Raw genomic sequence first — 12,638 nt, 5'->3', positions numbered from 1 at the left:
GCTAATTTGGCCCGTTGTCGGGCCTGCAGAGCTAGGATTGCTACTTACTGCGATACCTAATAGTGACATATTAGCCATTTGGCTATCTGAAATGTCAGCCATCTCATTTGGCATTACTGTTTCGGTAATCGATTCAGGCTTAATGGTGGTTGTGACTGAATCAGGGCTTATATCGCCACTAGGGCCGGAAAATATATTGCTAAATATTAATACCGCATCGTTAGATTTTTCAGCTACGCGTAAATCACTGCCAGTGAGGTTAATATCAACTGGGTTACCTAGCATAGTCGTTGGTCCTGCAATACTACGAGCTACAGCGGTATTGCCATCAGCTTGATCGGCATTATCAATTACAAATAATGCGCCATCGGTTACATCCTCAGCACTGCCCACATCAGAAAGAACAAGCTTATTGGTATCTCCATCTAAGACAATACCATGAATATTGACTGATATTTTTTCACCGGTATCATCACTCGGGGTAATAACTCGAGCGGGGGTTGCAATAAATCCACCATCTACATAGTCATCGTAGACTGCAACATCACCATTAGTTAACGCAACGTATAGGCGATCGTTAATATCGTCATAGGTTACATCCCATGGTTTTGCATCAGTTACCGTACTTGCTAAAGGAGCTACATCACCTGCAGCAGCGCTACCAAAAACAGTAATTTGCATGGCATCAAAGTCAGCTGCAAAAATTAAACCGCGCTGATGAGAAACATGAATCCCTTTAGGAGTTACAAGTGTTGTTGTTGGGCCGGTGATTGAACGGTCGTGATTGTTATCATACATGCCACCATCAGCACGATTCAGTGCATTACAGACCGTAACTAAGCTCCCATTGCCTGCATCACCTGCCTGAATTAGATTTCCTAAACTATCAAAAGCAACACCTTCGTTAGCGTTCGTGGTTAAGGTTTTGAGTGTTGCACTATTTTGATCAATTAAGTTAACAGTGCCACTATTATCAGGGCCATTGTTAGCAAGTATAAACTTTGCAGCGGCAAAGCCTGGGCTACCATCTTGGCCGTCAGCACCACCTGTGCCGTTATTGCCATCAACGCCTTGCATGCCAGAAGCACCGTCGTCACCATCACAACCACTTAAGCCAATTAAAATAGCGAGTGTTAGCGCTGAAAAGCAAGCCTTACGAGCAAAAGATAAAGAGTGAGTGTGATTGGCATTTAAGCCTGATTTAAACATAATCATTATTTTGTACCTTCTCTAATAATCCATCAAATGTGAACAAACAAGTGCTTAAGCTTAGAAATACATAATGCTAACTTTATTAAAAATGATCATTGTAGCGTATTAACTAGATCATTAATTCAATGTAACTGGCATAATAAAAGCATGAACGCTGTGTTCACGGTTAACCTCAATGAGTAAACGTATGAACAGCTAAATTGGATGCAATAAAAATACTTTATTTTAAAAAGCTAATAGATTCAGTAACTAAAAAAGGAGCAATAGCTCCTTTTTATATATCAGAGGGTGATAAACTGTTGGATGGAGTCTAGAATACCTTGGCTGCCTAAGCCCATTTCGTCATGCATTTGATCTTGTGTGCCATGTTTAATAAATTCATCAGGAATACCCAAATTTAAAATGCTTACCTTGGCTTTTTGGCTTGCTAAATATTCATTTACCGAAGAGCCTGCACCGCCCGCAATAGCGTTGTCTTCTAAAGTGACAATCACATCATGCTCGATAAGTAGTGAGTTTATAGCATGAGTATCAAGTGGCTTAATAAAGCGCATATCAATAAACGTAGCGTTTAATTGTTCAGCAGCTAATTTGGCGTTATCGAGTAAAGTACCGAATGACAATATTGCTACTTTTTGCCCTTTTCTAATTAATTTAGACTGGCCAATTTTAATAGCCGTCATTTGTTCAACTATTTCGCATTCACCCGCACTACCACGAGGGTAACGAACAGCGACAGGCTGGTTACACTGATAGCCTGTGTAAAGCATTTGACGGCACTCGTTAGTATCGCTTGGCGCCATTATTACCATATTAGGGATACAGCGGATAAAGCTTAAATCGTATGCGCCTTGATGAGTTTCACCATCAGCACCAACAATGCCTGCTCGGTCAATGGCAAATAGAACCGGTAAATTTTGTAATGCTACATCGTGAATAAGCTGATCGTAAGCGCGCTGTAAAAAGCTTGAGTAAATAGCTACAACAGGTTTTAAGCCTTCACAAGCAAGCCCTGCAGCTAGTGTTACCGCGTGCTGCTCAGCAATAGCAACATCAAAGTACTGCTGCGGAAACTCTTTTGAAAAGCGCACCATACCAGAACCCTCACGCATCGCAGGGGTGATCGCCATAAGCTTACTATCTTCTTGTGCCATATCGCATAACCAATCACCAAATACTTTGGAGAAGGTTGCGGCACCAGGTTTAGATTTTGGTAAGCTTGCAATAGTTGGATCAAACTTTGGTACGCCATGATAACCAATAGGGTCGGCTTCAGCAGGTTTATAACCTTTGCCTTTTTGAGTTTTAATGTGCAGTAATTGTGGACCCTTTAAATTACGCATATTGCGTAGGGTATCAACCAACATATTAACGTCATGACCATCAATGGGGCCGATGTAGTTAAGGCCTAGTTCTTCAAAAAAAGTACCAGGGATAACCATTCCTTTTAAATGCTCTTCCATGCGACTAGCAAGTTCTTTTACAGGAGGGAGACCTGAAAGTATTTTTTTACTACCTTCGCGAATATTTGCATAAAAGCTGCCCGATAAAATGCGTGCAAAGTAACTGTTTAGCGCACCGACATTCTCTGAAATCGACATTTCGTTGTCATTTAAAATGATCAGCACATTAGGGTTAATGTCCCCCATGTGATTCATTGCTTCAAATGCCATACCGGCAGTAATGGCACCATCGCCAATTATAGCTACTGTTTTACGGCCTTTATCTTCTTTTTCAGCGGCAATTGCCATGCCTAAGGCGGCTGAAATTGAGGTGCTAGAATGGCCAACACTAAAGGTATCGTATGGGCTTTCTTCACGAAAAGGGAAGGGGTGTAAGCCATCTTTTTGACGGATAGTATGCATTTGGTCACGACGACCGGTTAATATCTTATGCGGGTATGCCTGATGGCCCACATCCCATACTAACCTATCTTCTGGTGTATTGTAGACGTAGTGAAGTGCCACCGTAAGCTCTACAGTGCCAAGGCCTGATGCTAAGTGACCACTACTTTGCGAAACGGAGTTAAGTAAATACTCACGTAACTCAGTACTGAACGCCGGTAATTTGTTTTGCGCTAAATCGCGTAATTGTGTTGGTTCGTCAACCAAACTTAATAATGGATACTTGCTACTATCAAGTGTCATGATTTTTAATACATCCTTCGCTAACCAACGCATAGTATAACGCAATACGGCGCTGATTTTTTAGTTATTTTATACATCCCACTGGCACTGAATATGTGTGTTTTTAGTGGTTACGTTCGACAATATAATAGGCTAATTGTTCAAGTTCTCGAGTGTCGGCTTCTATTTCATTTAGGGCCGTAATTGCATCAGCTAACAAACTACGTGCCTTTTGTTTTGCGCCTTCAAGGCCTAGCAAGGCTGGGTAAGTGGCTTTATTAGCTTGTGCATCTGAGCCTTGAGGTTTACCAAGTACGCATGTATCACCTTCAATATCAAGAATATCATCTTGTACCTGAAAAGCTAAACCTATCGCTTTACCAAACACATCAAGCTGCTTAAAAGTATGTTCTGTGACATTATTTGCACATAATGCGCCCAATGTAATTGCACAATTTAGTAATGCGCCGGTTTTTAATTGGTGAATATGCTCAAGTTCATCAATCGTTATGGTTTTATTCGTTGCTGCAATGTCAAAAGCTTGACCACCTATCATCCCTTCTAGGCCAGAAGCTTGAGCAAGTTCCGAAATCATTTTCATTTGTTGTGTTGGTGTAACTTTAAACGGGTGATTAGCAATTAAATTAAATGCAAGTGTTTGCAGTGCATCACCGGCTAAAATAGCATGTGCTTCACCATACATGATATGACACGTTGGGCGACCGCGGCGTAGATCGTCGTCATCCATCGCTGGTAAGTCATCATGTACTAACGAATAGCTATGAATGCATTCAATAGCGGCTGCGAGTATATCTAGATCTTGTTTATTTGCTGCGAGCATTTTGCCCGTCGCATAGACTAAAAATGGGCGTAACCGCTTACCCCCATTTAAAATACTGTAATGAGTGGCTGTTTTTAAAGTGTCATCGGTATTAAGCGGCTGCGCAAAGTAGTTTTCAAGTATGGCTGCAACATCAAGCTGAGCTTGTTTTATTTGCTCTTTTATTTGCATTATTTATTCCGTAGTGTTGTCAAAATGAGTTAGTTCAGCCTTACTCTCATTACCCATTAAAATAGAAACTTTTTGCTCTGCTTGTTGCAACTTACTTGAAGATGCGTTGGCTAAAGCAATACCGCGTTCAAATTGTTTTAATGACTGTTCAAGGGAAAGTTCACCTTGTTCCATATCTGTTACGATAGTCGATAATTCTTCAAGTGCTTGCTCAAAACTGAGGTTTTCAGGTTTTTTGATCGCCATACGGATTCAACTTAGCTGTTATTAATATGCAGCCAATTTTAGGGGGAATGCGAAACTAGGTCAAAGACTGATGCACTTTAATAGTGATCTTTATGTAAACATTCATTTTATGAATGCAAGCTTAAACGTTGTGGGGTGGCGATATTCGATTAAAATGATGTTAATAATAGGTGTGCTGTTCATTTTTATATAAAATAATTCAATTAATTCAATAGATTGCCGATATGTAGTTAATAAGAAATGTGTAGAAGTAACATAATGTATCGATTCCTCTGGAGAGGTTAGTGGATTTAGCAACCATTGTCATGTCGATGTTTTAAGCAGCATTGGCTAAGTAGTAAGGTTTTGATAAAAATCGCATGGTAGTTGTAGGCCATGCTGAGACTCGCCCGCTGGTGCTAAATGTAACCGAAGTCGACCGCAGAGGTAACCGACGAGTAGAAATTTCCATACTGCAAGGTAAAGCTAAAGAGTCTGCTCCGATTGATGTAGGGCAATGATGCTTGGCAAAGTACCTATTTTCGCTTAATATTAACTAACATTAATATAATAAGTGTAATTAAGGTGAATATATGAAAAAGCTAAATAAATACAGCTATATGCCTGGTAATGGCGGTGGCGATGATGATAAAAAACCAGATTAAGGTAATTTAAAATTGCCAGATTGGTTCAATTATGGAATTTCAGTTTTAAATATTAGCTGGGTGTTTATTTTAAGTCCGGCTATTTTTGTTTTTTATCTACGAAAAGATTTTTTAGCCTTACGTTTTGTATTAGTGACTGCGGCATTTTTTTTCTATGGTACCTTAATTCATGACACGTTAAGAGAATTAGATGAGCCTTATATTTACCGCTATGTTGTGTGGGCGGCTAACGATTTAATATGGATGGCGTTAATCGCTTACTGGGCAATTAAAGATAAAGTATACCTGTGGCAAGGTGTGCTTGGTCAATTGGTGGTAATTAGCGCGCCTATTTTACAGTTGTTTCGTTTGGTCGACCGTCATCTATGGGATTTATCTTATAGTACCTACCTATATAAAACACTAATGCCGCTGATTAATACAGGCACGGCCATTGTGTGTTACTTACCGCTTATTTACTTATTTATGCAGCGTGATAGAAAACCAGCCAAGTAAAAAATTAGTCTGAGTTTTCAGATTAAAAGCACTGTGCTAAACTACTGTTTATATAAACAGTGAAATTAATGTGCAGCCATGAAACTTTATATTGCCGAAAAGCCATCGTTAGGTCGTGCAATTGCCGATGCCCTACCAAAGCCACATAAAAAGTATGATGGTTATATCGAAGTCGCCAATGGCGACTGCGTTTCATGGTGTATTGGTCATTTGCTCGAGCAAGCCGAGCCGGATGATTACAACACGCAGTTTAAAAAGTGGCGCTTTGATGACTTACCTATCGTCCCCGAGCAATGGCAGTTAAAAGCTAAAGCTAAAACCCGCAAGCAACTTACGATACTAAAAAAATTAATAAAACAGGCGGAAGAACTTGTCCATGCTGGCGATCCGGATCGCGAAGGTCAATTATTGGTTGATGAAGTGATTGAACAAGTAAAACTATCAAAAACCAAAAAGCAGCAAATTCAACGTTTATTAATAAGTGATTTAAATATTAGTGCGGTAAAAAAAGCACTGCATGCTATGCGCGCCAATAGTGACTTTATCCCGTTAAGTGTTTCTGCGCTTGCCCGCTCTCGTGCCGATTGGTTATTTGGTATGAACTTAACACGTGCCTATACTTTGGCTGGGCAAAAGGCGGGGTTTGGTAATGTGCTGTCAGTGGGGCGAGTACAAACACCTATTTTAGGGTTGGTAGTCAATCGCGATAATGAGATTGCTAATTTCGTTGCTAAACCCTTTTATGAAGTGTTAGCGCATGTAAGCACTGAAGAAAGGCAAGCTTTTACGACTAAGTGGCAACCCAGCAAAGCCTGTGCGCCTTATCAAGATGAAGAAGGAAGAGTGCTTCATCGTGGGCTTGCTGAAAATGTTGCTTCGCGAATTACTGAGCAACCCGCTGAAGTGACGTCACTTGAACAAAAGCAAAAAAAGCAGCAAGCGCCATTACCTTATAATTTATCTGCTTTGCAAATAGATGCAGCAAAGGCATTTACTATGCCAGCGCAAAAAGTATTAGATACTTGCCAAAGTCTCTATGAGCGTCATAAGTTAATTACCTACCCGCGGTCAGATAATCGCTATTTACCGAAAGAACACTTTCAAGAAGCAGCTAGTATTATTAAAGCTATAGCTAATAATGGTGGGCAGGGTAGTGAGCTGTGTAATAACGCGGATGTAAAAAAACGCAGTAAATGCTTTAATGATGCAAAGGTTGCCGCACACCATGCAATTATACCTACTGTAAAACAGCTACAATCAACTGTTTTAAGTAGTGATGAAGCTAAGATTTACCGCTTAATTAGCCGTCATTATCTTATTCAGTTTTACTCAGACTATGTTTTTAATGAGACAAAAGTTGAAGTGTGTATTGCTGGTGGTTTATTTAAAGCCAATGCAAAGCAAGAAGTGAGTTTAGGCTTTAAAGCGTTAATGGGAAAAACAGGGCTTAACGAACAGCAAACACTACCTCCTTTAACGAAAGGTCAGCAGTTACATTGTGCGAAAGGAGAAGTGATTGATAAAATGACCAGTCCGCCTGCACACTTTACTGATGCCACTTTACTAAGTGCAATGACAGGTATAAGCCGTTATGTTAAAAATATAGAAATAAAAAAGATTTTAAAAGAAACTGATGGCTTAGGAACCGAAGCGACAAGAGCAGGTATTTTAGAGCTTTTATTTAAACGCCGTTTTTTAGAGCGCCAAGGAAAAACTATTTTAGCAACTGCGACAGGTACAGCGCTTATCAGTGCTTTACCTGAGGGGTTAGCCAGCCCTGATTTAACCGCAAAATGGGAAGCCTCATTAGGAAATATCGCTGATCAACAAATGAGTTACCAGCAATTTTTAACCCCCTTATTAAACGACCTTAATAGCTTTGTAGAGCAGGCTAAACACTGCAATAGCGATGTTTTTGCCCAATTACCAAAAACGGCGCAAAAGCGGCGTTTTAGTAAAGGAGGTAAAAAAACGCCTTATCGAAAATCAACCTATAAAAAAACAACGAATAGTCGCGCTAGTAACGCCTAGCAAAAGCCGCCAACAGCGTTAGTTTAATTGGAACTAAAAACAAGGCAGGTTTAAAGCAAAAGTAAGCAATGTTTAAGAGCGTTTTGTTATTTAAACTTTAGCAATGTAACAGCAATCACTTAAAAAAGCGTAGGTGATTAGTGATGTGATACAAATGATTCGGGTAAGTTAAATTAGAGGTAATAAACAGGCGTTTTTTCAAGTACAAATTATGTAAATAATAGACTATCTCTGATCTTATCAATTAGCAGGTGTAGGGGCTTTGTCATCGCTTTATCACTGTTATAATTTAACAAGTTACTATGTAATGAGGTTTACCACGTGAATGATAAAATAAAACCGAAGCTTGCTATTGCGCTACTTGCCGCTGGCGAGGCTTCGCGTTTTGGTTCGCCTAAACAATTGGCTTACTATAAAGACCAAACACTAATTGAAAGACGTATTGCTTTACTCGAAACTATAAATTGCGACTTTATGGTAATTACAGGGGCGCATCATCCGGTTATTTATTCGCATTTAAGTCGCATAGCTAAAGAGCATTATGTAATTTTTAATCCAGATTGGCAGCAAGGGATGTCGAGCTCTATTAAAACGGCAGTTACCCATTGTCCTTCGCACTGCGAAGGGCTGATGTTTATTACTGTTGACCAAATACTTATCACACAAGAAGATATGCAAGCGCTAATAGATTGCTGGTATGAAGATTCGATGCATATCACGTGTTCAAAATACGCCGATCACCAAGGTGTGCCTGCTATATTTCCTATAGACTACTTCTCAAGCTTACTTGATTTACAAGATGATAAAGGAGCTAGAAATCTAATTAAATCATCAAATAATGTTAATTCAGTTTTGTTACCTAATGCTGAGCTTGATATAGATACCGTGGCGCAATTGAAGCAACAAAACAGTTAAATCAACCTTTATTAAAGGCCAAGGCGTGAAACTTAGCAATAATTGATAATGCAATACTCGTAGGCAAGTCACCTCCTATATCCAGTCCTGCAGGGCCAGATAAGTTAGGCTTTATAGCTTTCGGATTAATGCCGCTGGCTGAGACAACATCTTTATATCGTCTTTTAGGGCCTAGCAAGGCGATATGATTAATATCAGTGTCTGCTAATGCAGTCAGTGCTTGCGCATCTAATTCTAAATTATGCGACATAAGAATAGCAAAGTTAACTTTTCGTTTAATTGCATACTGAAATAATTCACTGTGTGGATCTTTTAAAATGCTATCTGCGTTAATGAAGTCATTTTTATTGGCATATGCAGCTCTTGGATCCCAAATAGAGACCTGCCAGCCAAGTTGTTTGGCAAGTTGACATACTGGCGCTGCATCTTTGCCTCCACCACAAATTAGTAAATGAATTTTTGGAGTTATGTCTACGGTGAGTTGCGTTTTGTTAGAGCTGTTAACGTAACTGCAAACGGTGTTTGTTTGATTATCATAATCTAAACCGAAACGAACACTTTTGCGCTGTTCTAAGTTGTTGAGTATTTCATTGAGATGTAAATGGTTGTTTTTGTCGTTAAGGGGAATAAATTTTATCCAGACTATACCGCCACAACCCATTTGATAGGAGGCGTCATTTTCATCTCTACCATCATATTCTTTGGTCATCACCTTCTCTAAGGCAAGGGATTTCCTTGCCATTAACCGAATATTGGCTTCAAGGCATCCGCCACTTAATACACCTAATTGTTCACCTTCTTGGTTAACAAGCGTGAACGCTCCGCGCTTGCGGTAGCTGTGACCTTGGCAGTCAACAATTATAGCCATAGCCCATGTGCTTTTAGGGTTGTGGTTTTGCCAAGCAGAGAGTACGTCATGGGTGTCAAGAGTGTTAGCAGGTAGCATTATGTATGATGGCTCGTAAGTATTGTGGTTAGAGAATAAATTGTATCTATCGTTATTAAAACTGTTGCTTTTTAATTTGGTTTCAATCTATGCATATATTTGGTCAACAAACTGCCTATGAACTTTATGTGTTTCATAGGCAGTTTATGGCTAAAGAGTTAAGCTTTTAGCTGATCACCAATAGGTAACTGCCTAATGCGTTTACCGCAAGCGGCAAAAATAGCGTTGCAAAGCGCTGGGGCATAAACGGGCGTCGCAGGCTCCCCGACTCCTGCAGGAGGGGCATCACTTTGAATAATTTCTACGTCTATTTCTAATGGGCTATCGCTCATTCGAGGGACGCGATAATCATGGAAGTTACTTTGTTGTACTCGGCCTTTATCAAAAGTGATACCTTCACTAATCGCCGCGGTGATACCAAAAATAGAACCCCCTTGTACTTGGTTGATGACGGTATCGGTATTAACAACCGTTCCCGCATCAATACTTGCCCATGATTTTATGATTTTTAGCTCTCCACTGTCAGAAACCTCTACTTCAACTACAGTCGCTACATAAGTTAAGAAACTACGATGTGCAGCAATACCTAAACCTCGACCTTTAGGCAGTTTTCTGCCCCACTTACTCATCTCAGCCACTTTTTCAATAACATGGCGCAGCCTAGCAATATCTAATGGATAAACCGCTTTATCGCCTCCGTAATTATCATATTCGGCATTTTGCTCTGTTACATCTAAGATTCGATCAGGACCTATGGTTTCAAGTAAGTAGTCTTTTTGATCGCGACCAGCTTTGTGTGCGGCTTCGCCGATGAATGACTGAATGGCAAAAGCATGGAAAATATTCGAAACCGAGCGCATCCAACCAATTCTCGTTTTAGCAGCAGCTTCGCCGTTTTCTAACTTCATATTGGGTGTGTTGATAGGGTTATCGGTAAAACCTAAACGTAACTCAAAGCTACCTGGCGTGGTGGCACCTTCTTGAAAGGTTGATGCTATTGGCGAAAATGCAGTACGATGTAAGTAGGCTTCAATTGCCCCGTTTTTATCTAGCGATGCTTCAATGTGCTGCGCCGAAACTGCATGATAAAAACTATGTTGTATGTCGTCTTCACGCGTCCATTGCACTCGGATAGGCTGACCAGTTTTCATTGAGAGGTAAGCTGCTTCTGCTGAAAAGTCAGGCTTAGACTTTCGGCCAAAGCCTCCACCTAGCATAGTGACATGAACGTTAATCTGCTCTTTTTGCATGTTGACCATCGCAGCAACGGTACTCATATCTGCTTGTGGATTTTGAGTCGCAGCCCATACATCAACGTGATCTTTGTAATACATTGCAGTTGCACAAGGCGGCTCCATTGGCGCTTGAGTCAAATGAGGGGCATAGTAGTCGGCTACTAACTTATCAGTTGATTTAGCTAATATGTCAGCGGCATCTCCAACTTCTCGCACGGAATTTTGAGGCGAAGCGACGGTAGCTAATAAGCTTGCTTTGAATGTTTCAGAGTTATAGTCGCCGTTTTTACCATCATCCCATGTTATCGTTAGCGCTTTTCGGCCTTTCATGGCAGCCCAGGTATTTTTGGCAATAATAGCAACACCGCCTTTGGGCTGAAATAATGGCGTTCCTTTTGATGCTGGGATCTCGACGATATCTACCACACCATCTATGGCTTTAGCAGCTTTAATATCAAAGCTTTTAACTTTGCCGCCAACTACGGGAGGGCGGGCAATCACAGCGATTAATGCTTTAGGTTCTAATACATCGGCAGCAAATGTCGCTTTACCTGTTACAAGATCTTTTAAATCAATATGCGCCATTGCAGTATTAATATAACGCCACTCGCTGCGCTTTTTAAGGGGAATTTGATCCGTTTGTGGCGGTGTTATGTTTAGCGCATCATTTACTAACTCTGCGTAGGTCAGGGTTTTTCCGGAGCTATGAGTAACAACATGCTGCTCTGCTATACATGAATTTAAAGGTACACCCCAGCGGGTTGCCGCTGCTTGTTGCATAAGGTATCGAACACTTGCACCCATTTCACGCAAACGTTGCATATTGTAACGAATACTGCGTGAACCATCGGTATTTTGGTCGCCATACTTAAGGTCGCCTTTACCTTGTATAACTACCACTTTGTCCCATGCTGCTTCCATTTCATCAGCTACGATTTGTGCGATGGCAGTACGGATCTGCTGGCCCATTTCAGAGCGGTGACAGGTAATTTCAACTATGCCATCAGGACGTAATGCAACAAATAAATTAGCCTCTTTAGCAGACTCCGATGGTTTTGTAAGTACTCCAGCCATGGCTCTAGGTGCAGCACCAACAAAACAAGTACCTAGTACTAAAGCGCCTACAGCGGCACTGGACTTTAAAAACCCCCGGCGTGTTAAATCAAAATATTGACTCATGCCTTTTCCCCTTTTTTCTCAGGAACATAATGCTCAACACCCGCCATTACTTTTGATGCAGATTTAATTGCTTTATGAATACGGGGGTAAGTGCCGCAGCGGCAAATATTACCAGACATACTCTGTACGATTTCTTCATCGCTAGGCGTCGGGTTACTTGCCAGTAAACTTGCTGCCTGCATCATTTGGCCGCATTGACAGTAGCCACATTGAGGAACTTTATGCTCTAACCATGCTTGTTGAACGGGATGCTCGCCATCATCACTTAAGCCTTCTATCGTCGTTATTTTTAAGCCTGAAACAGCGGAAATTGGCAATATGCATGAACGTTGCGCAACACCATCAATATGGACAGTACATGCACCACATTGAGCCATACCACATCCGAACTTAGGGCCTATTAACTGTAGCTCATCTCGTAAATACCATAGTACGGGAGTAGTTGGATCACCTGCAAACTCACGAGTTTTACCGTTGACGGTCAACGTAATCATGATTATATCTCCATTGTTTTAAGTAAATGATAGCGGCTCGCCTTGCCTGCCTGATGGGTTGTTATTAATATTAGGTCTATTAGCCTTTTTGGGTAGAAACCTA

At 40.8% G+C, this 12,638-nt stretch carries 9 protein-coding genes and 2 pseudogenes; 4 read left to right on the top strand and 7 right to left on the bottom strand.

What is annotated here, in order from left to right; all coding sequences use genetic code 11:
- The 4 genes and pseudogenes from ACT3RM_RS14475 to ACT3RM_RS14460 all read right to left on the bottom strand — a co-directional run.
- Positions 1-1,209 (bottom strand): annotated as a pseudogene (locus tag ACT3RM_RS14475) (hypothetical protein); the annotation flags it as partial.
- 284 nt (positions 1,210-1,493) lie between these two features.
- Positions 1,494-3,359 carry a 1-deoxy-D-xylulose-5-phosphate synthase gene (gene dxs, locus ACT3RM_RS14470; protein ID WP_441835876.1) on the bottom strand — a complete coding sequence of 622 codons (1,866 nt, stop codon included), beginning with the start codon at positions 3,357-3,359 and terminating at the stop codon, positions 1,494-1,496.
- Between the two features lie 103 nt (positions 3,360-3,462).
- Positions 3,463-4,350 carry a (2E,6E)-farnesyl diphosphate synthase gene (gene ispA / locus ACT3RM_RS14465; RefSeq protein WP_441835875.1) on the bottom strand — a complete coding sequence of 296 codons (888 nt, stop codon included), beginning with the start codon at positions 4,348-4,350 and terminating at the stop codon, positions 3,463-3,465.
- A 3-nt stretch (positions 4,351-4,353) separates the two neighbouring features.
- The gene (locus ACT3RM_RS14460; RefSeq protein WP_441835874.1) at positions 4,354-4,596 is read right to left on the bottom strand and encodes an exodeoxyribonuclease VII small subunit; all 243 of its coding nucleotides are present in this window, start codon (positions 4,594-4,596) and stop codon (positions 4,354-4,356) included.
- A gap of 341 nt (positions 4,597-4,937) precedes the next feature.
- Here ACT3RM_RS14460 and motB point away from each other — a divergent pair.
- The 4 genes and pseudogenes from motB to ACT3RM_RS14440 all read left to right on the top strand — a co-directional run.
- Positions 4,938-5,096 (top strand): annotated as a pseudogene (gene motB / locus ACT3RM_RS14455) (flagellar motor protein MotB); the annotation flags it as partial.
- Between the two features lie 156 nt (positions 5,097-5,252).
- Positions 5,253-5,735 (top strand): hypothetical protein, encoded by a 483-nt coding sequence (locus ACT3RM_RS14450; RefSeq protein ID WP_441835873.1) that lies wholly within the window; start codon positions 5,253-5,255, stop codon positions 5,733-5,735.
- Between the two features lie 78 nt (positions 5,736-5,813).
- Complete coding sequence (locus ACT3RM_RS14445) at positions 5,814-7,766, top strand: DNA topoisomerase III (protein ID WP_441835872.1); 1,953 nt, start codon at positions 5,814-5,816, stop codon at positions 7,764-7,766.
- Positions 7,767-8,087: 321 nt separating this feature from the next.
- Entirely contained in the window at positions 8,088-8,681 is a 594-nt protein-coding gene (locus ACT3RM_RS14440; RefSeq protein ID WP_441835871.1) for a nucleotidyltransferase family protein, read from the top strand.
- A gap of 1 nt (position 8,682) precedes the next feature.
- Here the strand turns inward: ACT3RM_RS14440 and ACT3RM_RS14435 are convergent, their stop codons facing one another.
- From ACT3RM_RS14435 to ACT3RM_RS14425, 3 genes are all read right to left on the bottom strand, one after another.
- Complete coding sequence (locus tag ACT3RM_RS14435) at positions 8,683-9,627, bottom strand: XdhC family protein (protein ID WP_441835870.1); 945 nt, start codon at positions 9,625-9,627, stop codon at positions 8,683-8,685.
- A gap of 158 nt (positions 9,628-9,785) precedes the next feature.
- Positions 9,786-12,041 carry a molybdopterin cofactor-binding domain-containing protein gene (locus tag ACT3RM_RS14430; RefSeq protein ID WP_441835869.1) on the bottom strand — a complete coding sequence of 752 codons (2,256 nt, stop codon included), beginning with the start codon at positions 12,039-12,041 and terminating at the stop codon, positions 9,786-9,788.
- Positions 12,038-12,535, bottom strand: a complete 498-nt coding sequence (locus tag ACT3RM_RS14425; protein ID WP_441835868.1) for a (2Fe-2S)-binding protein — start codon at positions 12,533-12,535, stop codon at positions 12,038-12,040. The genes ACT3RM_RS14430 and ACT3RM_RS14425 overlap by 4 nt, the downstream gene beginning before the upstream one ends.
- Between the last annotated feature and the right edge of the window lie 103 nt (positions 12,536-12,638).

It is taken from the genome of Pseudoalteromonas sp. AOP7-A1-14 (assembly GCF_052376275.1).
Classification (GTDB): domain Bacteria; phylum Pseudomonadota; class Gammaproteobacteria; order Enterobacterales; family Alteromonadaceae; genus Pseudoalteromonas.
This window is presented reverse-complemented; position numbering and strand designations above follow the sequence as displayed.